This window comes from Streptomyces sp. NPDC058198, assembly GCF_042882605.1.
Classification (GTDB): domain Bacteria; phylum Actinomycetota; class Actinomycetes; order Streptomycetales; family Streptomycetaceae; genus Streptomyces.
The window spans coordinates 397,734-423,362 of sequence record NZ_JBHVVP010000005.1 but is presented as its reverse complement, the minus strand read 5'-3'; the positions used below and the strand labels follow the sequence as shown (position 1 = coordinate 423,362).

Genomic DNA, 25,629 nt, shown 5'->3' with positions numbered 1-25,629 from the left:
GCGTGAGCGGATGGCTCCGGAGTGCACGGACCCAGGGACTCCGCGAGGCCCCGAGCGTGGGTACCCTTGGCGCTTATGAGCACTCTTGAGCCCGAGCGCGGGGCAGGTACGGGCACCCTCGTGGAGCCGACACCGCAGGTGTCGAACGGCGACGGTGACCACGAGCGCTTCGCCCACTACGTCCAGAAGGACAAGATCATGGCGAGCGCCCTCGACGGCACTCCCGTGGTGGCACTGTGCGGGAAGGTCTGGGTACCGGGGCGCGACCCCAAGAAGTATCCGGTCTGCCCGATGTGCAAGGAGATCTACGAGTCCATGGGCCCCGGCGGGGACAAGGGCAAGGACAAGGGCGGTAAGGACAGCAGCAAGAAGTAGCGGCTGGTCCTCCGTCGGACGGCCTCCGGGACGCGCGTGTGCCGCGCGTCGCGGAGGCCGTTCGCGTTGTGTGGAGTGCCGTTCGCGGTCGGTGGAGTGCCGTGCGCGGTCACAGAGTGGTTGAGACCACTTGTCGGCGTGTTCCGGACGTGCTCGGATGAAGCGCTCTCCTGGAATCGCGGCCCCGGTCGCGGCACTTCAACGCCAAGGACGGACGAGATGGATCTGATCCCGGACCCCCGGCGGGCGTGGCCGGAGCAGCCAGGAGCGGGCCCGTTCCCGCTCGACAGCGACACCCGGATCGAGGCGCACCCCGGCACGGAGGGCGTCGCCCGCTGGCTCCGTACGGCCGTCGGGGCCGCGACCGGCCTGCCGTTCGCGGACAGTGCCGACGGGGGCGGTGCGGATGTGTACGGCGCGGACGGGGGCGGTGACAACGGGGGCGGCGTCGGTGGCGACAACGTGATCGTCCTGGAGATCAGCGACGCCGTCGAACGGGAGTTGGGCCCCGAGGGCTACCGGCTCACCGTCGACGCCTACGCGATCCGCGTCGACGGCGGCAGCGCGGCCGGGGTCTTCTGGGGCGCGCAGACCCTCCGTCAGCTGCTCGGTCCCGACGCGTACCGGAAGGCCCCGGTCGGTTCCGGGCGGGAGTGGACCGTACCGATGACCGTCATCGAGGACGCGCCCCGCTTCGCCTGGCGGGGCCTGATGCTCGACGTGGCACGCCACTTCATGCCCAAGGACGGCGTCCTGCGCTATCTGGACCTGCTCGCCGCCCACAAGCTGAATGTCTTTCACTTCCATCTCACCGACGACCAGGGCTGGCGGGTCGAGATCAAGCGCCACCCGAAACTGACGGAAGTCGGCGCCTGGCGCTCACGCACCAAATGGGGCCACCGCGCCACCGAACTGTGGGACGAGAAACCGCACGGCGGTTACTACACCCAGGACGACATTCGCGAGATCGTCGCGTACGCCGCCGAGCGGCACATCACCGTCGTCCCCGAAATCGACATCCCGGGCCATTCGCAGGCGGCCATCGCCGCATACCCGGAGCTCGGCAACACCGACGTCGTGGACACGGCCTCCCTCGCCGTCTGGGACACCTGGGGCATCAACGCGAACGTACTCGCCCCCACCGACCACACCCTGCGCTTCTACGAGGACGTGTTCGAGGAACTCCTCGGACTCTTTCCCTCCACGTTCATCCATGTCGGCGGGGACGAATGCCTCAAGGACCAGTGGAAGGAGTCCCCGACCGCGCAAGCCCGCATCAAGGAACAGGGTTTGGCCGACGAGGACGGGCTCCAGTCCTGGTTCATCCGGCACTTCGACAGCTGGCTCACCGCGCGGGGACGGCGCCTCATCGGCTGGGACGAGATCCTCGAAGGCGGCCTGGCGCCCGGCGCCGCCGTCTCGTCATGGCGCGGCTACCGGGGCGGGATCGCCGCCGCCAAGGCCGGCCACGACGTCGTCATGTGCCCCGAGCAGCAGGTGTATCTGGACCACCGTCAGGCGGCGGGCGAGGACGAGCCGATGCCCATCGGATACGTCCGCACCCTGGAGGACGTCTACCGGTTCGAGCCCGTACCGCCGCAACTCAGCGCCGCGGAGGCGGCCCATGTCCTCGGCACCCAGGTCAACGTCTGGACCGAGGTGATGCAGGACAGCTCCCGGGTCGACTACCAGGTCTTCCCGCGGCTGGCCGCGTTCGCCGAGGTCGCCTGGTCGACCCTCCCGGCCCCCGCCGAACGGGACTTCGCCGATTTCGAGCAGCGCATGGCCGAGCACTACGGGCGGCTGGACGCCCTCGGCGTCGGATACCGGCCGCCCGGCGGCCCGTTGCCCTGGCAGCGGCGTCCCGCCCCTAATGGAGTCGACGCCAGCCTCGGACGTCCGATCGAGGGGGCGCCCCCGAACGTGTGAGCCCGGCGTGAGGTGTGTGCCCCGCAGCCGTGTCCCTGGCACCGTGGTGGTCCGAGGACAAGTCGTACAAGGACCGCCGAAGGGTGGCATTCCGTATGTGACGGCGAAGAGGTGCGAAACCGGACCTTCCCCCTGGTCGGGGACGGATACGTCCTTCGTGGACCCTCGCGGCGGACGGCGCGGAAGATGTGCCAGAGTTGCCACGTCCGGGCTGTGAGCACGTACGGTACGGCAACACAGGCGGACAGCCGGGACTCCGGAAAGGGGCAGCTGGGTTGACCACGCACGCACCGCAGACGGCGCAGTTCGTGACTCTGCCGGCCTCGCTCGACGAGGCTGTGGCGGCGCTCACCGCGATGCCTGCCGCCGTGCCCGTCGCGGGCGGAACCGATCTGATGGCGGCCGTCAACAAGGGCCAGCTGCGGCCCGCGGGACTCGTCGGCCTCGCCCGGATCAGTGAATTGCGCGGCTGGCACTACCAGGACGGTCACGCCCTCCTCGGCGCCGGTCTCACCCACGCGCGCATGGGCAGACCCGACTTCGCGGCCCTCATCCCCGCGCTCGCCGCCTCCGCGCGCGCCGCCGGTCCGCCCCAGATCCGGAACGCCGGGACGCTCGGCGGCAATATCGCCACCGCCGCCCCGACCGGGGACGCCCTGCCCGTGCTGGCGGCCCTGGAGGCCGACCTGGTGATCGCGGGCCCAGGCGGCGCGCGCCGTGAGATCCCCGTCTCGCACCTGCTGGCCGGCCGGGAGATGCTGGAGCCCGCCGAGCTGATCGGTTTCGTACGGGTGCCCCTGCTGCACGCCCCGCAGGTCTTCCTCAAGGCGACCGGGCGGACCGGACCCGGCCGCGCCACCGCGTCCGTCGCCATCGTGCTCGACCCGGCGCGGCGCGGGGTGCGCTGCGCGGTCGGCGCCATCGCCCCGATGCCGCTGCGCCCGCTGGAGGCGGAGCGCTGGATCGCCTCGCTGATCGACTGGGACGGCGCGCGCGGGCTCACGGCGGAGGCGCTCGCCGCCTTCGGTGAGTACGTCGCCGCCGCCTGTATCCCGGACCCGGCGCCGCCGGCCGACGGCGCGGAGGCGCCCCCGCTGGCGCCCGCCGTGCTCCATCTGCGGCGTACCGTCGCCGCGCTGGCCCGACGAGCACTGGGGAGGGCGCTGTCGTGACCACCAACGAGAATTCCGGTTCCGGGGCGCAGCAAGGGCAGGGCGGCTGGCAGCCGATCCCGCAGGGTGGCGAGTACGACGGCGAGTCGACCGCGTTCGTACAGCTGCCCCCGGAGGACGCCTTCGACGCGCCGCTGGCCGCACCGGGGCACGGATACGTACCGCCGCAGATCGCGCAGCCGACGCAGACTGATCCCGCGCTGAACGATCCGTCCGCGGGGGGCGGCTGGGCGCCGCACCCGCAGGCGGGCGGCGTGCAGTGGCCGGACCCGCAGCAGGGCGGAGGGGGGCAGGCCCAGGCTCCGTACGACCCGCGCGGCTACGACCCGCAGATGACGGGCCAGTGGACCTACGGCGACGCCGGTACGGGCGCTGACCAGGGCGGGGGCGACCACGGCGGGGGCGCCGAGGGAGCCGGAGGGCCTTCCGAGCTGACCGGCCAGTGGACCATCCCGGTCGCCCAAGGCGATCTCCCTGACGAGTCGGGTGAGTTCAGCACCTCGATGCTGGCGTCCCAGTGGGGCGGCGGCGCCCCGCCGACGACCCTGCCGGGCGGAGCCGCCGCGCCGTGGGCGCAGGAGCCGGCCGCCGTTGAGCCCGCCGTACCGGACGACGGCACCGGCCCGGAGGGCGCGGAGCCGCCCGTCCCCGACGGCGCTCACGCGGCCTGGCAGCCCGAGGCGGGGGCTCCCGACCAGGCTGATCCGACCGGTGAGGCCGGGCTCGACGCCGTACACGATCTTGATGCCGGGCACGAGTCCGGTGCCGTACACGAGCCGGGCGAGGAGCCCGAGGCCGCCGCCGAGCCCGTACCGGAGGCGGAGCCCGAGCCCGAGCCGGAACCCGAGCCGCTCACCAGCAGCAACGACAGCCCCGAACACCCCTCCGGCTCCTACGTCCTGCGCGTCAACGGCGCCGACCGCCCCGTCACCGACGCCTGGATCGGCGAGTCGCTCCTGTACGTGCTGCGCGAGCGCCTCGGCCTCGCCGGCGCCAAGGACGGCTGCTCCCAGGGCGAGTGCGGCGCCTGCAACATCCAGGTCGACGGCCGGCTCGTCGCCTCCTGCCTCGTACCCGCCGCCACCGCGGCCGGTTCCGAGGTCCGTACGGTCGAGGGCCTGGCCGCCGACGGCGAACCCTCCGACGTCCAGCGGGCGCTGGCGAAGTGCGGGGCGGTGCAGTGCGGTTTCTGTATCCCCGGCATGGCCATGACCGTCCATGACCTCCTGGAGGGCAACCACGCCCCCAGCGAGCTGGAGACCCGCCAGGCACTCTGCGGCAACCTCTGCCGCTGCTCCGGCTACCGGGGCGTACTCGACGCGGTGAGTGAAGTCGTCGCCGAACGCAGGGCCGGCGCGGAGGCCGCCGCAGCCGCCTCCGAGGAAGCCCGAATCCCGCACCAGGCACCCCCAGGGGCAGGCAGCGCCCAGCCCCCGCATTCGTCCGACGGAGGCATGGCGTGACCAACGACGCGGCCGCCGAGACCCCGCTCGACGGCCCCCAGCAGGAGCCGCCGGCGCTCGGCCTCGGCGCATCCCTCGCCCCGGCCGACGCGCGCGCGAAGACCGAGGGCACGTTCCCGTACGCCGCCGACCTGTGGGCCGAGGGCCTGCTGTGGGCCGCGATCCTGCGGTCCCCGCACCCGCACGCCCGTATCGTCTCGATCGACACCGCGGCCGCCGCCGGGATGCCGGGCGTACGGGCGGTCGTCACACACGAGGACGTCCCCGGCGACTCGGCGTACGGACGCCGCATCGCCGACCGTCCCGTCTTCGCCTCGGAGGTCGTCCGCCACCACGGCGAGGCGATTGCCGCGGTCGCCGCCGACCACCCCGACACGGCCCGGCTCGCCGCGGCCGCCATCGCCGTCGAGTACGAGGTGCTCGACCCGGTCACGGACCCCGAGAAGGCGTTCGCCGCCGAGCCGCTGCACCCCGACGGCAACCTGATCCGCCATATCCCGCTGCGCTACGGCGATCCGGAGATCGCGGGCGAAGTGATCGTGGAGGGGCTGTACCGCATCGGCCGCCAGGACCCCGCCCCCATCGGCGCCGAGGCCGGCCTCGCCGTGCCGAGACCCGACGGTGGCGTCGAGATCTACACGGCCTCCACCGACCCCCACACCGACCGTGATCTGGCCGCCGCCTGCTTCGGCCTCGACCCCGACCGGGTGAAGGTCGTCGTCACCGGCGTCCCCGGCGCCACCGGCGACCGCGAGGACCCGGGCTTCCAGATCCCGCTCGGCCTGCTCGCCCTGCGCACCGGCTGCCCGGTCAAACTGGCGGCGACCCGCGAGGAGTCCTTCCTCGGCCACGCCCACCGCCACCCCACGCTGCTGCGCTACCGCCACCACGCGGACACCGAAGGCCGGCTGGTCAAGGTCGAGGCCCAGATCCTGCTGGACGCGGGGGCGTACGCGGACGACTCGTCCGAGTCCCTCGCGGCGGCGGTGGCCTTCGCCTGCGGCCCGTACGTCGTCCCGCACGCCTTCATCGAGGGCTGGGCCGTACGCACCAACAATCCGCCCTCGGGCCATGTCCGGGGCGAGGGCGCGATGCAGGTGTGCGCGGCGTACGAGGGCCAGATGGACAAACTGGCCGCCAAGCTCGGCATCGACCCCGCCGAACTGCGCCTCCGTAACGTCCTCGCCACCGGCGACATCCTCCCCACCAGCCAGACCGTGACCTGCCCGGCGCCGGTGGCGGAACTGCTCCGCTCCGTACGCGACTTCCCGCTGCCCCCGCTCCCCAAGGACACCCCGGAGGCGGCCTGGCTGCTGCCCGGCGGCCCCGAGGGCGCGGGCGAGCCGGGCGCGGTACGCCGAGGCGTCGGCTACGCCGTCGGCATGGTCCACATGCTCGGCGCCGAGGGCGCCGACGAGGTCTCCACCGCCACCGTCAAGGTCCACGACGGCGTGGCCACGGTCATCTGCGCCGCGGTCGAGACCGGTCAGGGCTTCTCCACCCTCGCCCGCCAGATCGTGCAGGAGACGCTGGGCATCGAAGAGGTCCACGTCGCCTCGGTCGACACGGACCAGCCCCCGGCGGGCCCGGCCGCCCACGGCCGCCACACCTGGGTCTCCGGCGGCGCGGTCGAGCGGGCGGCGAAGATGGTCCGTACGCAGCTGCTGCAGCCACTGGCCCACAAGTTCGGGATGTCCACCGAGCTGCTCCAGATCACCGACGGCAAGATCACCTCGTACGACGGTGTGCTGTCCACGACGGTCACGGAGGCGATGGACGGCAAGGAACTCTGGGCGACGGCCCAGTGCCGCCCCCACCCCACCGAGCCCCTCGACGAGTCGGGCCAGGGCGACGCCTTCGTCGGCCTCGCCTTCTGCGCGATCCGCGCGGTCGTCGACGTCGACATCGAACTCGGCTCGATCCGGGTCGTCGAGATGGCCGTGGCCCAGGACGTCGGCCGCGTCCTCAACCCGGCCCAGCTGGCCACCCGTATCCAGGCGGGCATCACCCAGGGCATCGGCACGGCCCTGACGGAGAACCTCCGCACCACCCGCGGCCTGGTCCGCCGTCCCGACCTCACGGGCTACGCCCTCCCGACATCCCTGGACGCCCCGGACATTCGCATCGTGAAACTCGTGGAAGAGCGCGACGTGGTAGCCCCCTTCGGCGCCAAACCGGCCAGCGCGGCCCCTGTGGTCGCCTCCCCCGCGGCAGTCGCCTCAGCGGTCCGCGCAGCCACCGGCCGCCCCATCAGCCGCCTCCCGATCCGCCCGCAGGCAGCGGTGGCAGCCGCCAACTCGTAGTACTGCCGGCTTCATTGAGCCCCACCCAGCCGCACTCCGCCCCATTGCACGTGCAAGCGCGGGGATGCGGAGTGTCACCGGCGCTCGATAAGATGACCTCTGCAGCCATGTGCGACGGGGAGGCAGCAATGGCGGAGGACAACGGGGCGGGATGGCTCTGGGGTGGGGTGGTCCGGGTGGCTGAGGCCGCCCAGGACCTCATCTACGAGCTGGGGGAGCTGGACTCCTTCAAAAAACGGATCGACGAGCTGCTGACCAAGCTCAACGCGTCCGAAGCGGCCCCCGACAAGGTCGGCCAGGACCGCCTGGCCAGGGCCCAGCTCGGGGGCAGCGGGTTCAGGGAAGCAGAGTTCCTCTACACCTCGTACAACACGGTTCACGATGAACTCGAGAACCTTTCCAAGGTGCTGGGTCTACAGATAGAGAGCATGCAGCTCGCTGTGCGTGCCTCGGGACAGGACTACGACAGCCTCGACGAGGACATCCTCCGGCGCATGCGCACGCTGAACGCCGAGATCGAGGCCCACTACGACAAGGACCGCGATCCGCACGCGGCCAGGGGTGGCGACGGCACGGCCAACGCCCCCGCACCGGAGAGCCGGTCGGGCGACGGCGGCACGGGCGACGGCGGCACGAGCGGCGGTTACGGATGAACCAGCGGGCGTACACGGGGATGATCTGACATGGGTGAGCGGAAGGGCGGGAAACCGTCGTCGGGGGAGACTCCTTTCGAGTCCATGACGCACGCGGAGCTGACGGCTCTGCTGTCGTCGGCCAGCAAGGAAACGGCGATGATGCTCGCCGGGAAGCTGACCGCGGCGGCCGCGACGATCAATGACATCGGCGAAGACCTCAAGGCACGCGTCAGGATCGTGCGATGGGACGGGCAGGCCGGCGACAACTTCAGGGAGTGGGGCGACCAGACAGCCAACGCCACACTGCTCCTGGGCAGTTACGCCGAGAACGCCGCCACGTGGATGACCCAGGTCACCCAGGCGATCACCGAGGCACACGCCAACATGCCTCTGACGTCCGACACCGAGACCGCGCAGGCAAGCCTGCGCACGGCGGAGAAGAACCTGGCCGCGGCCACGGACCCCAGGAGCCGGAACGACCCCGACGCGCGCACGGCGGCCCAGACATCCCGGTCGGACGCCGCGAGCGCCCAGGCATCGCTGGACGCGACGCACGCGGAAGCCGTGCGGCAGATGCGGAAGCTGGCCGAGACCTATGTGCAGTCGGGCGAACAGATAAACCTGGTCACGCCGCCTACGTTTCCGCCGCCGGCGGGCTACCTGGGCAAGGAATGGGACGCCCCCGAAGGCTATAAGGCGTTGCCGGGCCAGACGTATGAGGGCGGCACGTCGGCGGGTGCGGGTGGCAGTGCGGCGTACGGACGCGGCGGGACCTCGGACGGCTCCGGTAGTGGTGACTACGCGGCGTCGGGTGGTGTGGGCAGGGTCGGAGCCGATCGACCAGTCGGCGCGACTCCCGTGGGCATGGAAATCGACAGCGTGGCGGCGTTGCCCGACGTTTCTGTGGCGCCGTCTGTCACGCCCCCCGCGAATCAGCCGGTGACCAGGCCCGACGGCCCGATCTCACCGATTCCGGGTGCCATACCACCTGCGTTCAGCGGTGGTTCGGGCCTGCCAGGTACAACAGGGCCCGGACGGATGGCTCCCGGAGTGCGCGGGCCCGCCCTCCCAGGGCAAGGCGGACTCAATCCCCGCATGCCGATGGCGCGCGAAAGCGGCATCGTCGGGGGCCGCCCGGTCCCGCCGAGTTCGGGCCGTCCCGCAGGTGGGATCCCCCGGGGCACGGTGGTCGGAGGCGAAGGAACCCAAGGCCGTGGGCCCATGGGACGTGGGGCGGGGCCAGGCATGGGCGGTATCGGCGCCGGGGGCGCCGGCCAGAGCGGTCTCGCCGGTGGGCGTCGACTGGCCTCCGAGAGTGGTGGTGTCGTCGGAGGACGGGCTCAGCAGCCAGGAAAGAGCAGCGCGCGACCGTTCACCCCCGGCGGATCGGGACTGGTTCGTGGCGGCGCGAACTCCGGTACGGGCTCTCAGGCAGGACCCCTGGGCCGTGGCGGAGCCGTTCCGCCGGGCGGGCGCGGTACGAAGCCTCCTGGTGACGACAGGGACGGCGAACGCCCCGACTACCTGACTGAGGACGAAGAGACCTGGCAGCAGGGCAGCCGGCGGATCGTGCCGCCTGTCATCGACTGATCTCGTACGGATGGGCTTGAGGGGAAAATGCATATCAACTGTGGGCGGTCGGCCGGTTTCAGGTGCGCTGTGTCGACCGGCCTGGGGCTGATGCTGCTGGGTGTCGCAGCAACCCCCGCTCATGCCGAGACCGTGCGCGAACAACAGTGGCACTTGGATGCCATGAAAGCCGATGAGATCTGGAAGATCAGCACAGGCCGCGGGATAACCGTCGCTGTGATCGATTCCGGAGTTGACGACTCTGTTCCTGATCTCCGTGGGCAGGTGCTGGAGGGGGAGGATCTCTCAGGCTTGTCGGGCGACGAGAACAACGACGTCGACAACCACGGCACGGCAATGGCGGCACTGATTGCGGCGACGGGAAAGCGTGGTCCGACGCAGGGCTCTTACGGACTTGCTCCGGGCAGCAAGATCCTCCCTATTCGGTTCCCCTACGCAGAGGAGCGGTGGGGGGCGAAAGGAGCCAAGGAAAGCTTTGCGGAAAGCATGAGCAAGGCAATTCGATTCGCCGCCGATTCCGATGCCAAGGTCATCAACATTTCTGTGGGAAACGATGAGGGCGGAGCTCCCGAACTCACCGAGGCTGTGAAGTACGCCCTCGACAAGGACAAGCTGATCTTTTCCTCCGTGGGCAACGACGGAGCCAAGGGGAACCAGATCCAATATCCGGCGGCTACACCGGGAGTCGTTGGAGTGGGAGCCCTTGATCGGAACGCCGCACGTACGAGCGTCTCGCAGTGGGGTCCGCAGGTTGATCTCTCAGCCCCGGGCGAGGACATCACCAACGCTTGTTCGGGCGGTACCCAACTCTGTGAAGGCACGGGTACGAGCCCTGCGACCGCCCTCGCCTCCGCCTCCGCCGCCCTGATCTGGTCCAAGCACCCGGACTGGACGAACAATCAGGTTCTCCGCGTCATGCTCAACACGGCGAGTGGCGTCAAGGGCGGTGCCAAGCGCAGCGACCAGGTCGGTTACGGCGCTGTACGCCCGCTTCTCGCGCTGACGGCTCCGGGCGACCCGGGCCCGGCCGACGAGTATCCGCTGCCCGACCTCGCGGCTGCCGCGCCCAAGCCATCTGCCCCCGAGGCATCTAAGGCGCCGGGCGGCACCGACGGCGATCAGCAGAGCGAGCCGCCTGCGGCGGCCGCCGCGTCGGACGACGGCGGTAACAGCGGGCTCTGGATCGGTCTGGGCATCGGCGCGGCGCTCGTCATCGGCGCCGCCGTCGCAGTCCCGATCGTCCGCTCCCGCCGCCGCGCTGCCGTGCTCCCGCAGCCCCAGCCGCCGGCTCCCGGCTTCGCCCCGTACCAGCAGCAGCCGTACCAGCCCCAGCCGTACCCGCACCAGCAGCAGAACGGCCCGTATCCGCCCTACACCCCACCGCAGCCCGGCCAAGGCCAGCACGCACCGCACGCCGACCCCCGGGGCCCCGGCTATCCGGGCTGAGCCAGAAGCCGAAGCGGCTATCTCCCTGGTCCTTCGGCCGCGCGACGTGTACGGCCGGAGCAAATCGCGCAAGCCGCTACCTGTGAAGGCCCTGCGGAGGCTGTGAAGGTGGCCAACACCCGCCCGTGTGAAGTGCGTTGCACGTGCAACCCGGGGATAGGTAGTGTCACCGCCCTTGGCTAAGGTGATCTGCGAAGCATTGGCAAAACGGGGGAGGCGTCTGTGCTGATCGCGGACGGTGGTGGGTCGGGGCCGGCACCGATGAGTGACGAAGATGCCCTGCGCAGGGTCAATCCTGCGATGGCTTCTGTGCTCTACGACCCTGAGTCGATGGTGGCCTTCAAGAAGCGCGTCGACCAGCTGATCATCAATCTCAACGGCTCGGCGGCAGGCCCGGACAAGGTGGGCGCCGAGCCGGTGGGCCGGGGCCAGTTCGGCGGTGGCGGACCTGGGTGGATCGAAGCGGCCGGCCTGTCCGACGCCTACACCACGGTCATCGACCAGCTGAAGCAGCTGTCGAAGCTCCTGGCGGATTCGCTGGAGGGGATGGGCATCGCGGTGGTGGCGTCCAAGGACGGCTTCGGGCAGCTCGACGACGACATCGGCAGGCGCATGCGCGCCATCCAGGAGAGCGCGAAAGAGCACTACGATCCGCGTCGCGATCCGACGGTGCCGGACCAGCACCAGGACACGACGCAGCAGGGGCAGCCGGACGACACCTCCGGTGGCCAGATTCAGTAGCGGCGTGGCAGGGATTACGGGGATAGGCAGGGCGTCGAAATGGAATACAGGGAGAGCGGCGGGGTCGACGGCACAACCGCCTTCGAGAGCATGTCCCACGAGGAGATGCTCGTCTGGCTGGACCAGGCGGAGAGCGGGATGGTGCAGGGCGCCGCGGACAGGCTCGCCGCGGCGGCCGGAGAGATCCGTGACATCGCCCAGCAGCTCAAGTTCCGCCCGGAGCGCGTCGAATGGACGGGCGAGGGCAATCAGGCCTTCATCGACTGGGGCGCGAGCCTGGCCAGTGCGACGTACCGGCTGGCCGACTACAGCGACGAGGCCTCGAAGTGGATGGGGCGTGCCTCCGATGCCATCGCCGAGGCCCAGAGCGCCATCCCGCGTGACACCGCGGGCGCGAAGGCCAATCTGACTGCGGCCGCCGAGGCACGCAACGACCCGGACTCGGCGGCCGTGACCAGCAAGTCGCTGGAGACGCTGGCGGCGGGCGCGGAGCGGAACCGCATCGAGGCGGCGGCCCAGATGCGGAAGCTGGCGCAGTCGTACCAGCAGTCCCAGACGCAGATGGGCAAGCTGGAGGTACCGACGTTCCGGCCGCCGCCGTCGGAGTTCGTGCCGGAAGGTACGGACGGCATCAACGGCTCGCAGGATCTGGCTCGCGACGGCGGCGGAGGCGGCGGAAGCACGTCCGCGGACGGTGGGTACGCGCCGCAGAGCCGCGCACGCGTAACCACTTCGGACCTGACCGGTAGCGGTGGACTCTCTCCCGGCACGGCCCGGCCCGACCGGCCCGTCGATATGGGAATCGACAGCGTGGCCACTCTGCCGTCCCCACCGACGGTCTCCGCCACCCCACCGGGAGTCTCGCCGGCAGCCGGTCGGCCCGAGGGGGGCTGGGGACCTGGGACAGGGATGTTCCCCCCACCCGTGCTCGGAGGCTCCGGTTCAGCGCCGCCCCCCGTCGGCAGCGGCCGCCCCGCTGTTGGCGCGAGGCCCCCGCTGTCGCCCGGCCAGAACTCGATCGGCGCCGGATCCACCAGCCGTATGCCACGCGATGGCGGAATCGTCGGTGGCCGGCCCGTCCCGCCCGACTCCGGCCGGCCCATGGGAGGCATCCCGCGCGGGACGGTCATCGGGGGCGAGGGCATGCACGGGCGCCCGCCGATGGGACATGGCGCCGGCGGGGGAATGGGTGGAACGAGCCCCGGCCAGAACGGACTTGCCGGGGGCCGTCGTCTCGCCGGAGAAACCGGCGGCATCGTCGGAGGCCGCCCGCAACAGCCTGGCCGTACGAGTGCGCGCCCGTTCACCCCGGGTGGCTCCGGCCTGGTTCGCGGCGCGGCCGGTGAAGGCAGGCAGGCAGGCGGTCAGATGGCACGCGGTGGAGCGATTCCGCCGCGTTCCAACGGTGCGCAGGCGCGTCAGGACGACACGAGAGGCGAGCGGCCGGACTACCTCACCGAAGACGAGGAGACCTGGCGGCAGAGCGGTCGACGTGTAGTACCTCCGGTCATCGAATAATCTCGCAGGGAAGCGGTGTAGAGAGCAGATGCGTACCAGCAGCCCCCGAAGGGGCCGAAGCGGGACCACTGTCTTGGCTGTACTGGCGGTGCTGCTGGTGGGCGGCGCGGGGACGCCGGCGTACGCGGACTCGATCCGCTCGCAGCAGTGGCATCTGGATGCCATGGGCGCCGAGGAGATCTGGCAGATCAGCAAGGGCCAGAACATCACCGTCGCGGTGATCGACAGTGGAGTCGACGATACGAACCCCGACCTTCGTGGCCAGGTCCTCAAAGGCAAGGACCTGGCTACGAAGGAGTCCGGCGACGAGCACACCGACTATGACGGCCACGGCACCGGAATGGCCGGGCTGATCGCAGGCACAGGCGAAAGTGGTGGCGGCGACGGCGCCTTCGGGCTCGCTCCCGGAGCCAAAATCCTGCCCATCCGCATGCCGGGAGCCGGCGACGACAAGAACCAGGCGGATGGGATCACGCGGTTCAACGAGTCTGCCCCCGAAGCCATCCGGTACGCGGCGGATTCCGGCGCGAAAATCATCAACATCTCCCTCAGAACGTATGAGGGATCACCGCGATTGACCGACGCCGTGCGCTACGCCCTGGACAAGGGCTCCCTGATCTTCGCCGGAACAGGAAATGACGGCGGCTCGGTACCGGTCTACCCCGCCAGCACCCCGGGCGTCGTGGGTGTCGGGGCCATCGGTAAGGACCTGAAGAAGACCGACGAGTCCCAGTACGGTCCGCAGGTGGACCTGTCGGCGCCCGGCGACGAGATGGTGCATGCCTGCGGCGGCAAGACCGGCCTGTGTACATCGCACGGCACCAGCGATGCCACCGCCATCGCCTCCGCGTCCGCCGCGCTGATCTGGTCCAAGCATCCGGACTGGACCAACAACCAAGTCCTTCGGGTCATGCTCAACACCATCGGCGCCCCGACGAGCGGCAATGAGCGCAACGACCACATCGGTTACGGCGTGGTCCGCCCCCTCCGCGCGCTGAAGACCCCGGGCGACCCGGGGCCGGCCGACGAGTATCCGCTGCCCGACCTCGCGGCCGCCGCTCCCGCGGCGCCTGCTCCTGAATCCTCCAAGGCCACGGGCGGCGACGAGGACGACAAGCAGCCGCCCGCAGCGGCCGGCGCCGCCTCCGACGACGGTGGCAACACCGGCCTCTGGATCGGTCTGGGCATCGGCGCGGCCGTGCTCCTGGGCGCTGCGGTGGCGGTCCCGCTCGTCCGCTCCCGCCGACGCGCCGCCACACCTCCCCAGCCCCCGGCCCCCACTTTCCCCCCGTACCACCAGCAGCCGCACTACCCGCCGCCCTACAGCCCCCCGCAGCCCGGCCAGAACCCGACCGTGCCCCAAGCCAACCCTCCGGGACCTGGCTATACGAACTGAACCGAATACCAGGAGGAATTCCCTCCCGGCTTCTAGCACTGAGAAGATGTCAAACCCTGGGGGAAGGGCGCATGTCGTTCGAAGAGGAATGGGCCGCAGTCCGGGCCGATGCGGTGAAGCAGCAGGACACCCGCATGCAGCTCAACAGCCATCCAGCCGGAGACGGTCCGCGTGGCGGTGGGAAGAAGCTCCATGTCACCTCAAGCGAGCTGCAGGGCCGAGCGGACAAAGCCGACACCGTCCGCAGTGACTTCACGGATGCGGACAACGCGACGATGAAGGAAACCGAGCAGGTCGGGGCGAGTCTGAAGGGCTTCAAGTCCGGGCCGGCCTTCACGGTTTTCCAAGCCCGATGGCGCAAACAAATGTCCTACGTCGAAGGCTTGTTGACGAAGGATGTGGCGGGAGCCCTGCGTGCTTCGGCCGTTGACTTCGAGGTGCGGGAAAAGGCAGAGGCGGACCGGCACAAGGGCAAGGGCCAAGGCAAGGGCGAAGACAAGGCCGACGACGGACGACACCTGAAGTGAAGGTGTGAGGAGCACAACAGAACATGCTGGACTATCAGAACCTCCTCCATGCGAACTTCACCGAACTGTCTCAAGCGGTGGCCAAATGGGCCAAGTTGCCGGAGGCATTCACGAAGGTTGGCACGCAGTACGACAACACGGTGAAGAAGGGCTTGGCGAACTCCGACTGGGAGGGGGAGGCAGCCGATGCCGCCCTCGACAAGATCGAGGCGGTGGGCAAGCAGATCGGTGCGGCGTCCGAAGAAGCCGCGGACATTTATAAGCTTCTCGATGACGCTCATGAGATTTTCACCGGCGCGCAGAATCAGCTGAAGCGTCTCACGACAGATATTGAAGAAGACAAATATCTCTCCATCAAGGCAAATGGTGAGGTGTGGTTCGATCCGCCGAAGGATACTCCGACCGAGCATCACGCGGCGCTCAACAAGAGCTATCAGGAGTCGATCCAGGCCTACCGGAGCAGCATCAAGAAGCAGGTGGACTCGGCCAATGAGGCTGACGAAATCCTTCACTGGGCGCTGAGCCAGGACTTCAATGGTCACAAGTCAGGCTTCGACTCGAATACGTATAACAGCATCGAGGGCGCCGCCAAGGGGCGGGCTGAAGCCGACAAGGATCTCAAGGAGCTTACGAAACTGGCGAGTTTCAAGGGCCAGATGAGTGTTGATCAGCTCAAAAAATTCAACGGCACACTTGCACAGCATGAGGGTGACCCATACTTCGCCGAGAAGTTCGCCACCACCCTGGGGCCCAAGGGGACCATCGAGTTCTGGACCAGGGTCGCTGACCGGACTCAGTACGGTGATGACCGGACGAAGATATCGGCCGAGCTGCAGAAGTCCCTCAGCTTCACTCTGGCTACCGCTTCCCACTCCGGTAGCGATGCCATGGATAAGTGGAAGACGGGAATGATCGACCTCGGCAGCAAGCGTGTCGAAATGGTCGACATGAATGCGGGAATCATCAATAAGGGCCCCTACGGATATCAGGTGATGAGCAGCCTGATGCGTTTCGGGGAGTACGACAAGGGTTTCCTGAAGGATTACGGTACCCACCTCATCGACTTCGAGAAGGACCACAGCAAGACAAAGCTCAAGGAGCTGTGGCAGCCGGACGGTTACGAGACCTACCTCAACTTCGGTAAAGACGAACACGGCAAGGACCCCATGGCCGGCTACATGGAAGCGTTGGGCCACAACCCGGAAGCGGCGAAGGAGATGTTCCACTCCAACGGCTGGGAGAAGTCGGACGGAAAGTTGGATCCGGAACTCAAATACCTTCTCAAGGACCGCGACTGGCCCAACGGAAACTACTTCGCGGAGGGTAAGTCAGGCTACGGACACGAAGAACTTGGGCACGCGCTCGAAGCCGCGACGTTGGGCGTTCCGTACGATCAGCCGGAACTGGGCCTGAATAGGGACGCACACACTGCCAATGTAATGTCGCAGGTGGCAAGCATGGTGTCCGGCGACTCGGGAATTGTTGACGACAAGCCCGGGATCGTTACGAGTATGGCCAAGATCGGCGCCGGCTACATCGATGACCTCGATTGGGCCACATCGAACTTCGGCGACGGTAAGGATGATCAAGATTTTCGCGACGCCACCTTCAACCACAACGGCCCAGGGCATGCTCATCTCTCGAACGAGACGGCGCAGAACTTCCTCTCTACGGTCGGCAAGCATGAAGGCGGCTACGAAATTCTCTCGCAGGCCCAATTGGACTACACGACGAGTGCGCTGAAGGCCTATCCCAATCCGGATGAAGCGCTCGCGAAGATCATTGAGACTGGAGCCACCACACACGGCATTCTTGACCAGGCCCGAGTGAGTGATATCAACCACGCCTATGGTGAGGCCACTGATGAGGCGAACAGGAAGATCGCCGAGGCCGCAGAATGGAAGAAGTTCGGGGTCAGTCAGGGTATTGGCCTCGGTGTCGGGTTGGCCGTGTTGCCCTTCGGTGGCCCGGCTACGTCGGCTGCGGTCGCCTTTGCGGTGCCGACGATTATAGAAGGTGTCGGCGGGGCCATGGAGACAAGTCAAGGTATTGACATCGACCGGGAGGTGAAGAAGCAAGAGGCGGACTTCGATCAAAAGGAGGCGATGGAGAAGGGAGAGTTTGCCAACCTGGGCCGGAGGCGTGCGCATGATCCGCTCGAGGCATACATCGCTGTCCATCCGGAAGTCGAAGGAAGTCAGTGGCACAGGGACATGCAGGCCGCTCTTCGAGGGGCGTACAACGATGGTGACAACGAAACCGACCAGACTGATGCGGACTAGTGATGAATAAAAACCTTTCCGGCCGGGTGGCCGCTGCTGCTCTGGCGGCGGGGTCCGTTATCTTTGCTGCGGGCTGTAGTGGAAGCGGTGAGAGTCCGGAGGAGCCTCCCGCGAAGAATAGTTCACTGACCTCGCTGAGTGAAATCTGTGAGGGGATATTCGATTCGAAGACGGTCGCCGAAGTCGAGAAGTCTATTCAAGTAACAGACGTATATCAAGGGGAAATTGATAAAGCCGAGTTTTCTTCTGCCAAGGTGGGAGGGAAGCTGGGTCGGGAGATGGATGCCGGTGGGCTCGGAACCCCTGTGTGTTTCTTCGATGACAAACTCGGCGGTAAGAAGCAGCTGGAGATCACGTTTGGTTGGGGCTTTGACGCCTTTCCCTCGGATAAGGACCGGGACGGCAGCTCGACAACGTACAGAATTGGAGCGGAGGGGCGACCTGCGACGACCACCATGCTGGTGAACTGTCAGCGCCCCGACTTGGTGGAGCAGGGAGAGGAGATGCATCCGGTGGAGGCCACGTTGGATGATCGAATGGGCCTCAGCACGCAAGCTCGGATCACGCTTCTGCACGCGTCGGCACAGAAAGTTCTGTCGGCAATGAAATGTCAGAACGAGATTGATTTTCCCGATCCCGCAAGCATCAAGCCTGTTGCCTGATCGTGTTGCCCACGAGCTGGGAGTTGAAATCAATCTCCCCGAAGTTTCGAGCATGAAGCCACTGCCAAGGGGGTGACAACGGGCGCGCACGCGTCAAGGCGCCCTACGCCTCTGCGGCGAAAGCCCTGGCCACCTTGGACTGTCAGCACCAAGTGATCCCCCCACGTACGGGCAGTAGGCCCGTGGATCGAGGTAGAGACCGATGAGTCAGCCGCCGTATCCTCCTCCGCCCGACGGCTTCGGGGCGCCTCAGGGGCAGCCGGGTCAGCAAGGGCAGCCGGGTCAGCCGGGGCAGTACAGGCAGCCCGGGCCCCATTCGTTTCCGCCGCCGGTGCAGCCTCCGCAGGGCGTGCCCGTCGAGGCCAACCCGTATGCGCAGCAGCCGCCTTACTACGGCCCGCAGGATCCGGCCGCCGTTCAGCAGTACGGCGGGTATCCGCCTCCCCCTCCGCCGCCGCAGAGCAGCCCTGGCTCCGGTGGCCGAGGTCCTGGTGGGCGCAGGACAGCTGTGTTGATCGGTGCGGCGGTGGCGGCTGTGCTCGTCGTCGGGGGTGGGGTCTGGTTCGCGACCAGTGGCGGGGGCGGTGGTGAGAGCGATGGCAAGGATGCCGCGTCGAGCGCCGGCCCCAGCGTGACCCCCAGCGATGAACTCTCCCCGAGCGAGGAGGTCGCCGAGCCGACTCCTTCCGAGGAGCAGACGGACGACATAGGCGCCGCCCCCACCGGCACCGGTATCGAAGGCATGTGGCGGTCGGATTCCGGTGGCGGAATGCTCGGGATGCTGGAGGGCGAGGACACCACCGCGCCGGACAAGATCTCGGTCGTGCTCGTCCATTCCGGGCTCGAGTGCAGGGGTGTGCGCAAGGTCGAGGAGGCGGGTAAGAAGTACCGCATCGCGCTGCTCTGCGAGCGGGGCGGGGAGCGGGTGGAGTCCGAGGACCGCAGTGGCGACCTCACCTTCAGCGGCGGTTCCATCAGCGTCGTATGGACGGCGGGCGGTACCGGTACCGAGACCTTCCAGCGGTACTCCGACATGCCCGAGGACTGACGGCCCCGCGCGCGATGGCGATACGGTCCGCGGCATGGTCGAGAACGCCCCGCAGCCCGGCAGTTCGCATCCCGGCGGCCCGCAGCACAGCGGCCCGCAGCCCGGCACGCTCGCTTCCGCCGTGGTGCTCGTCACCGGGATCATGGCGGCCGGGAAGTCCACCGTCGCCCAGGCGCTCGCCGAGCGGCTGCCGCGGGCCGTGCATGTGCGGGGGGACGTCTTCCGGCGGATGGTCGTCTCCGGGCGGGAGGAGATGGTGCCGGGGGCGAGCGAGGAGGCCGCCGCCCAACTGCGGCTCCGGTACCGGCTCTCCGCGAGCGTCGCCGACACCTATGCGGGTGAGGGCTGGGCCGCCGTGGTCCAGGACATCGTGATCGGTGCGGACCTGGCGGAGTACGTCGGTCTCGTACGGACCCGGCCCCTCTATGTCGTCGTGCTGGCGCCGGGCCCGACGGCCGTCGCGGTCAGGGAAGCGGGGCGCGGCAAGACCGGATACGGGGCGGGCTGGACCGTCGAGGCCCTGGACCGGGTGTTCCGGGAGGAGACTCCGCGTATCGGGCTCTGGCTGGACACGGCCGACCTCGGCGTGGCGGAGACCGTCGACGCGATTCTGGCCGGGCTGGACACGGCCCGCGTCGAGGACGGTGACCTGCCGGGGCGGTAGGAAACGCCGGGGGCGCGCATAAAGGACAGTCACGGTCTCAAGGCGGACGATGTGCTCAGCCAGAATCTGGACAAGGGCGAGCGGCCGCAGGATTGAGGAAAGTGGCTTTGAACAGAACCCGACGCATGCTGATCCCCGCCGTGTGCGCCTTCGTGCTGCTCGGTGCGCAGGGCTGTACGGAGGACCCGAAGGCCGGAGAGGGCGTCGAGGCGGCCGACCAGTGCGACGGAAGCCTGTCGCCCGCGGCGGCCGAGGCGCTGGAAAAGATCACCGAGACGAAGTCCTTCACCCCGACAACCGGCGGCGAGAGCGTCTCGGAGGTCGCCGGGCGGACAGCCGAGGAGTACGAGCGGCTGGGGCCGGTCAACAAGGGGAGCGGCCTGCGCGACTCCTACGATCTCTGTCTGGTCTATCCCCGCGGCATCCGGGACCGTGCGGATATCAGGATCAGCTTCGAGCTGGCGGATCCCGCGGACGCCGAGGGGGACGAGATCCCGCCGGGCTGGGCCGGCTATCCCATGGGGAGCAAGGCGCTTGCCTCCAAACGGAAGTCGCTGCTCTTCTTCGAGTGCGACGCCTCCAGGATGAAGGACGGCGGCGGCGATCCCCCGATGATCCTCGGCAGTCTGCGCAAGCGTTCCGAAGCCGCCGGGAGCGGGAGCGAGTTCATGAAGGCGAACATGACCGTCCTGCACTCGGCTTCGCTGGCGCTGGCCAAGGAGCTGGGCTGCGCGGCGAACGGCGATCTCCCCGAGACGCCGGCCCTGGAGTCTGTCGCGTAGCGGGCGCGGCGCTCCACCGCAGGCACCACCGGCACCGCAGGCCGAAGCGGCCGTCCCCGTCCCCCGGGGGCGGCCGCTGTCGCGTCCGTGGAGGCCGTGACCGGAATCGAACCGGCGTAACTCGCTTTGCAGGCGAGTCCCTCAACCACTCGGGCACACGGCCGTGTCTTTCACCATTCATGACCGTAGGGGGGTGGCGAGCGGGGCTCAAGGCTTCCGGGCGTCACGCAACGCGACTGCCACACTCCGTTCACGGTCGGCCGAAGGGGCGGTCAGGAGTGTCCGGGACTGGCAAGGACCCGCCAGAACCAGCCGGGAGCAGGCGGAAGCGGATGGAAGTGGCCGGAACCGGCCGTAACGGCCCGAACCGGCGCCTCAGGACGCCTGGTCGTACGACCAAGGGACCAGGGCCGTTCCGTCCCGCGACAGGGCTCAACAGTGGCTACGCCCCTTACGCTGAGGCCATGACCGCCCTGGAACCCGGCGACGCCGACGTCGCTCCCGCCGACCTGTCCGCCGTAACCCCGCTGCCTGCCGTATCCGGCATCGCCGCGACCTCCCCGGACCTCGGCCTGGACGGCATGCCGGGCCTGAGCGGTGGCGTCCTGGGCCCGAAGCACCGGGCTCTCAGCATCGGCATCGTCTCGGTCGTCCTCCTCATCGCCTTCGAGGCGACCGCCGTCGGCACCGCGATGCCGGTGGCCGCGCGTGAGCTGGACGGCATCCCGCTGTACGCCTTCGCCTTCTCCGCGTACTTCACCACCAGCCTCTTCGCCATGGTGCTCTCCGGCCAGTGGGCCGACCGCAGCGGCCCGCTCGCGCCGCTCGCCGCCGGGATCAGCGCCTTCGCCGCCGGGCTGGTGGTCGCCGGCACGGCCGGCACGATGTGGCTGTTCATCCTCGGCCGGGCCGTCCAGGGGCTCGGTGGCGGACTGGTCATCGTCGCGCTGTACGTCGTCGTCAGCCGCGCCTATCCGGAGAAGCTGCGGCCCGCGATCATGGCCGCGTTCGCCGCGTGCTGGGTGATTCCCTCCGTGGTGGGACCGCTCGCCTCCGGCACCGTCACCCAACATCTCGGCTGGCGCTGGGTCTTCCTCGGCATTCCGGCCCTCGTCGTGCTGCCGCTGGCGCTCGCCCTGCCCGCGATCCGGCGGATGGCGTCCGGCCCCGCCGACCCCACGGCGCCCGCCGCAGCCTTCGACCGGCGCAGGATCCGGCTCGCCCTCGGGATCTCGCTGGGTGCGGCGCTGCTCCAGTACGCGGGCCAGGACCTGCGCCCGCTCTCGCTCGTCCCGGCCGTCGCGGGCGTCGCGCTGCTCGTCCCCGCCGTCCTCGGGCTGCTGCCGGGCGGCACCTGGCGCGCGGCCCGCGGGCTGCCGTCCGTGGTGCTGCTGCGTGGCGTCTCCGCCGGGGCCTTCATAGCGGCGGAGAGCTTCGTCCCGCTGATGCTGGTCACCCAGCGCGGGCTGTCGCCGACGATGGCCGGGCTCTCGCTCGCGCTCGGCGGCGCGACCTGGGCGCTCGGCTCGTACGTACAGTCCAGGCCGCGCATGGAGCCGTACCGCGAGCGGCTGATGGCCGGCGGGATGGTGCTGGTCGCGCTGGCCATCGCGACCGCGCCGAGCGTGCTGATCGAGTCCGTGCCGGTATGGATCCTCGGCGCCGCCTGGGGCGTCGGCTGCCTCGGCATGGGCGCGGTGATCGCCTCCACGAGCGTGCTGCTGCTCAAGCTCTCGGCCCCGGAGGAGGCCGGCGCGAACTCCGCCGCGCTCCAGATCTCCGACGGGCTGTCGAACGTACTGCTGCTGGCGGCGGGCGGTGCGGCGTTCGCGGCGCTGGGCGGTGGCGCGGTGGGCGGCCACGCGGTGGCAGGCGCGGCGGGTACGACGGGCTCGCACCCGGCGGCCTTCGCGGCGGTGTTCCTGCCGATGGCCGCGGTGGCGCTGGTGGGGGTATGGGTGGCGACGCGGGTACGGGTGCGCTAGGCAGTTACAGGTCCGGCCGTGGTGCCGGTCCGACCCCACGTGGGCCACGGGCCGGTTGGACGAGGTGAAGGCCATCTCGGCGTGGCTCCGGGATCTGTCGGCCCCGGAAATGTGACCGCTGTCGCATCCGCCCGCTCGGGGCGTCGCTGGTACGAGGAAGCTGTCGCGCCGCCGGTAGGGTGGCCCGGTTGTCGTACGTAACCCCACGTCCGAACCGGAGACCGTGACTACTACAGCCTCCTCCCACCACCTCTCACCCGCCTTCCCGGGCCGCGCTCCCTGGGGCACCGCCAACAAGCTGCGCGCCTGGCAGGAGGGTGCCCTCGGCCGATATCTCCAGGAGCAGCCACGTGACTTCCTCGCCGTCGCGACCCCCGGCGCCGGAAAGACGACCTTCGCGCTGACCCTCGCCTCCTGGCTGCTGCACCACCATGTCGTCCAGCAGGTGACCGTCGTCGCGCCGACCGAGCACCTCAAGAAGCAGTGGGCGGAGGCGGCCTCGCGGATAGGGATCAGGCTCGATCCCGACTACAGCGCGGGGCCGGTGAGCAAGGACTACCACGGCGTCGCCGTCACGTACGCCGGTGTCGGGGTCCGGCCCATGCTGCACCGCAACCGCTGCGAGCAGCGCAAGACCCTCGTCATCCTCGACGAGATCCACCACGCGGGCGACTCCAAGTCCTGGGGCGAGGCCTGCCTCGAAGCCTTCGAGCCCGCCACCCGGCGCCTCGCGCTGACGGGTACGCCGTTCAGGTCCGACACCAACCCCATCCCCTTCGTGGCGTACGAGGAGGGCAACGACGGCATCCGGCGTTCGTCCGCCGACTACACGTACGGATACGGGAACGCCCTCGGCGACGGCGTCGTCCGGCCCGTCATCTTCCTCAGCTACAGCGGCAACATGCGCTGGCGCACCAAGGCCGGTGACGAGATCGCGGCCCGGCTCGGCGAGCCCATGACCAAGGACGCCATCTCCCAGGCGTGGCGCACCGCGCTCGATCCGCGCGGCGACTGGATGCCGAACGTGCTGAGCGCTGCCGACCGGCGGCTCACCGAGGTCCGCAAGGGCATCCCGGACGCCGGCGGTCTTGTCATCGCGAGCGACCAGGACTCGGCGCGCGCGTACGCCAAGCTCATCCGCGAGATCACCGGTACGAAGGCGACCCTCGTCCTCTCCGACGACACCGGCGCGTCGAAGCGGATCGATGACTTCAGCGAGAGCGAGGACCGCTGGATGGTCGCGGTCCGCATGGTGTCGGAAGGCGTCGACGTGCCGCGCCTCGCCGTCGGCGTGTACGCGACGACCATCTCGACCCCGCTCTTCTTCGCGCAGGCCGTCGGCCGTTTCGTACGGTCCCGGCGCCGCGGCGAGACCGCGTCCGTCTTCCTGCCCACCATCCCTGGCCTGCTCGGCTTCGCGAGCGAGATGGAGGTCGAGCGCGACCACGTACTCGACAAGCCGAAGAAGACCGGCGAGGAGGACCCCTACGCCGAGTCCGAGAAGGAGATGGCGGAGGCCGAGAAGCTGCAGGACGAGGACACCGGGGAGCAGGACGCGCTGCCCTTCGAGGCCCTGGAGTCCGACGCCGTCTTCGACCGGGTGCTGTACGACGGCGCCGAATTCGGCATGCAGGCGCATCCGGGCAGCGAGGAGGAGCAGGACTATCTGGGCATTCCCGGCCTGCTGGAGCCCGACCAGGTGCAGTTGCTGCTCCAGAAGCGGCAGGCCCGGCAGATCGCGCACAGCCGCAAGAAGCCGGACTCCGAGGCGGACCTGCTCGAACTGCCCGCCGAGCGGCGGCCCGTGGTGTCCCACAAGGAGCTGCTGGAGCTGCGCAAACAGCTGAACACGATGGTCGGCGCGTACGTACACCAGAGCGGCAAGCCGCACGGGGTGATCCACACGGAGCTGCGCCGGGTGTGCGGCGGGCCGCCGAGCGCGGAGGCGACGGCAGGGCAGATCCGGGAGCGGATCGCGAAGGTCCAGGAGTGGGCCACCCGGATGCGCTGACGCCGTACCCGTAGCTGTTCCTCTCCTCTCCTCACCCCATCTTTTCTTTTCTGTGGCCGCTGCCTGATCCGGGCAGCGGCCACTCGCGGCTGTCGGGACCAACTTTCCTTCTGTGACCGGATTCTGGACGAGGTCTTCCGCTCAGCGGTGCCGCTCGCTACTGTCCCGGCACATGTAAACGCTCCGTTGCGCATCCGCAGCGGAGCGCAGCCGGTGTGCCAGGGCCGCCGGCGGCCTCTCCGTGCGGTGCCGATGGGACCGGCGCCGCGGCCTTCGTGAGAGTGCCGTCGTCACTCACTCCGAAGGAGAGGGCGTCGTGACCGCGGAGACCTCCCAGACGCTCGACCGGGGACTGCGCGTCCTCAAACTGCTCGCCGACACCGACCACGGCCTGACCGTCACCGAGTTGTCCAACAAACTCGGGGTCAACAGGACCGTCGTCTACCGACTACTCGCCACGCTCGAACAGCACGCTCTGGTCCGCCGCGACCTGGGCGGCCGCGCCAGGGTGGGCCTCGGTGTGCTGCGCCTCGGCCGCCAGGTGCATCCGCTGGTACGGGAAGCCGCCCTGCCCGCGCTGCGCTCGCTCGCCGAGGACATAGGTGCCACCGCGCATCTGACGCTCGTCGACGGAGCCGAGGCCCTGGCCGTCGCGGTCGTCGAGCCGACCTGGACCGACTACCACGTCGCCTACCGGGCCGGCTTCCGCCATCCGCTCGACCGGGGCGCCGCGGGCAAGGCGATACTCGCCGCCCGGCAGAGCTCCTTCACCGAGCCGCGCTGCACCCTCACCCATGGCGAACTGGAGGCGGGCGCGAGCGGCGCGGCCGCCGCGCTGGTCGGGGTGACCGGGGTCGAGGGGAGCGTGGGCGTCGTGATGCTCGCGGACTCCGTACCGGAACGGGTGGGTCCGCGGGTCGTCGACGCGGCCAGGGAGGTGGCGGACGCCCTGCGCTGACCTGGGTGAGGCCCTGCGACATCCCCCGCTGACCTGCTGCGACACCCCGCGCTGACCTGCTGCGACATCCCGCGCCCGGCGTGCGGCGCGGGATCGTCCCCGGCGTGCGGGGACGTTCCGGACGGAGCCCGGGACCGGCCGT

General features: G+C 69.4%; 20 protein-coding genes and 1 tRNA gene. 20 read left to right on the top strand and 1 reads right to left on the bottom strand.

What is annotated here, in order from left to right; genetic code table 11:
- Nucleotides 1-75 precede the first annotated feature (75 nt).
- The 17 genes from ACFVWW_RS20860 (at nt 76) to ACFVWW_RS20780 (ending at nt 20,533) form a co-directional block, all read left to right on the top strand.
- Nucleotides 76-375 carry a DUF3039 domain-containing protein gene (locus ACFVWW_RS20860; protein ID WP_384192144.1) on the top strand — a complete coding sequence of 100 codons (300 nt, stop codon included), beginning with the start codon at nt 76-78 and terminating at the stop codon, nt 373-375.
- Nucleotides 376-594: 219 nt separating this feature from the next.
- Nucleotides 595-2,304 (top strand): beta-N-acetylhexosaminidase, encoded by a 1,710-nt coding sequence (locus ACFVWW_RS20855; RefSeq protein ID WP_386877688.1) that lies wholly within the window; start codon nt 595-597, stop codon nt 2,302-2,304.
- A gap of 275 nt (nt 2,305-2,579) precedes the next feature.
- Nucleotides 2,580-3,476, top strand: coding sequence for an FAD binding domain-containing protein (locus ACFVWW_RS20850; RefSeq protein ID WP_384192150.1), 897 nt, complete (start codon nt 2,580-2,582; stop codon nt 3,474-3,476).
- Complete coding sequence (locus ACFVWW_RS20845; protein WP_386877687.1) at nt 3,473-4,939, top strand: 2Fe-2S iron-sulfur cluster-binding protein; 1,467 nt, start codon at nt 3,473-3,475, stop codon at nt 4,937-4,939. The genes ACFVWW_RS20850 and ACFVWW_RS20845 overlap by 4 nt, the downstream gene beginning before the upstream one ends.
- On the top strand, nt 4,936-7,242 hold the full coding sequence (locus tag ACFVWW_RS20840) for a xanthine dehydrogenase family protein molybdopterin-binding subunit (RefSeq protein WP_384192155.1): 2,307 nt from the start codon (nt 4,936-4,938) through the stop codon (nt 7,240-7,242). Before ACFVWW_RS20845 ends, ACFVWW_RS20840 begins: the two co-directional genes overlap by 4 nt.
- A gap of 92 nt (nt 7,243-7,334) precedes the next feature.
- Nucleotides 7,335-7,895: a hypothetical protein gene (locus ACFVWW_RS20835; protein WP_386877686.1), complete on the top strand. Its 561-nt coding sequence runs from the start codon at nt 7,335-7,337 to the stop codon at nt 7,893-7,895.
- Nucleotides 7,896-7,925: 30 nt separating this feature from the next.
- On the top strand, nt 7,926-9,467 hold the full coding sequence (locus tag ACFVWW_RS20830) for a coiled-coil domain-containing protein (protein WP_386877685.1): 1,542 nt from the start codon (nt 7,926-7,928) through the stop codon (nt 9,465-9,467).
- A 27-nt stretch (nt 9,468-9,494) separates the two neighbouring features.
- Nucleotides 9,495-10,913 carry a type VII secretion-associated serine protease mycosin gene (gene mycP, locus ACFVWW_RS20825; protein WP_386877684.1) on the top strand — a complete coding sequence of 473 codons (1,419 nt, stop codon included), beginning with the start codon at nt 9,495-9,497 and terminating at the stop codon, nt 10,911-10,913.
- 300 nt (nt 10,914-11,213) lie between these two features.
- A complete protein-coding gene (locus tag ACFVWW_RS20820) occupies nt 11,214-11,654 on the top strand; it encodes a hypothetical protein (protein ID WP_384192167.1) in 441 nt (146 codons plus the stop codon).
- Between the two features lie 39 nt (nt 11,655-11,693).
- Nucleotides 11,694-13,172, top strand: coding sequence for a hypothetical protein (locus ACFVWW_RS20815; RefSeq protein ID WP_386877683.1), 1,479 nt, complete (start codon nt 11,694-11,696; stop codon nt 13,170-13,172).
- A 28-nt stretch (nt 13,173-13,200) separates the two neighbouring features.
- Nucleotides 13,201-14,568 (top strand): type VII secretion-associated serine protease mycosin, encoded by a 1,368-nt coding sequence (mycP, locus tag ACFVWW_RS20810; protein ID WP_386877682.1) that lies wholly within the window; start codon nt 13,201-13,203, stop codon nt 14,566-14,568.
- Between the two features lie 71 nt (nt 14,569-14,639).
- Nucleotides 14,640-15,095 carry a hypothetical protein gene (locus ACFVWW_RS20805; RefSeq protein WP_384335965.1) on the top strand — a complete coding sequence of 152 codons (456 nt, stop codon included), beginning with the start codon at nt 14,640-14,642 and terminating at the stop codon, nt 15,093-15,095.
- Nucleotides 15,096-15,118: 23 nt separating this feature from the next.
- Nucleotides 15,119-17,377 (top strand): hypothetical protein, encoded by a 2,259-nt coding sequence (locus ACFVWW_RS20800; protein ID WP_384335967.1) that lies wholly within the window; start codon nt 15,119-15,121, stop codon nt 17,375-17,377.
- Nucleotides 17,378-17,379: 2 nt separating this feature from the next.
- Complete coding sequence (locus ACFVWW_RS20795) at nt 17,380-18,039, top strand: hypothetical protein (protein ID WP_384335969.1); 660 nt, start codon at nt 17,380-17,382, stop codon at nt 18,037-18,039.
- A 508-nt stretch (nt 18,040-18,547) separates the two neighbouring features.
- Nucleotides 18,548-19,087, top strand: a complete 540-nt coding sequence (locus ACFVWW_RS20790) for a hypothetical protein (protein WP_386877681.1) — start codon at nt 18,548-18,550, stop codon at nt 19,085-19,087.
- Between the two features lie 34 nt (nt 19,088-19,121).
- Nucleotides 19,122-19,751, top strand: coding sequence for an AAA family ATPase (locus tag ACFVWW_RS20785; protein ID WP_386877680.1), 630 nt, complete (start codon nt 19,122-19,124; stop codon nt 19,749-19,751).
- 107 nt (nt 19,752-19,858) lie between these two features.
- Complete coding sequence (locus tag ACFVWW_RS20780; protein ID WP_384335975.1) at nt 19,859-20,533, top strand: hypothetical protein; 675 nt, start codon at nt 19,859-19,861, stop codon at nt 20,531-20,533.
- A gap of 88 nt (nt 20,534-20,621) precedes the next feature.
- Here ACFVWW_RS20780 and ACFVWW_RS20775 read toward each other — a convergent pair.
- A tRNA-Cys gene (locus ACFVWW_RS20775) sits at nt 20,622-20,696 on the bottom strand.
- Between the two features lie 301 nt (nt 20,697-20,997).
- On the opposite strand from ACFVWW_RS20775, the gene ACFVWW_RS20770 reads away from it, so the two are divergent.
- The 3 genes from ACFVWW_RS20770 to ACFVWW_RS20760 all read left to right on the top strand — a co-directional run bounded on the left by ACFVWW_RS20770 (nt 20,998) and on the right by ACFVWW_RS20760 (nt 25,487).
- Nucleotides 20,998-22,518 (top strand): MFS transporter, encoded by a 1,521-nt coding sequence (locus ACFVWW_RS20770; protein WP_384335981.1) that lies wholly within the window; start codon nt 20,998-21,000, stop codon nt 22,516-22,518.
- Nucleotides 22,519-22,741: 223 nt separating this feature from the next.
- Nucleotides 22,742-24,529: a DEAD/DEAH box helicase gene (locus ACFVWW_RS20765; RefSeq protein ID WP_384192188.1), complete on the top strand. Its 1,788-nt coding sequence runs from the start codon at nt 22,742-22,744 to the stop codon at nt 24,527-24,529.
- Nucleotides 24,530-24,845: 316 nt separating this feature from the next.
- Nucleotides 24,846-25,487, top strand: coding sequence for an IclR family transcriptional regulator (locus tag ACFVWW_RS20760; RefSeq protein ID WP_384192191.1), 642 nt, complete (start codon nt 24,846-24,848; stop codon nt 25,485-25,487).
- Nucleotides 25,488-25,629: the final 142 nt, after the last annotated feature.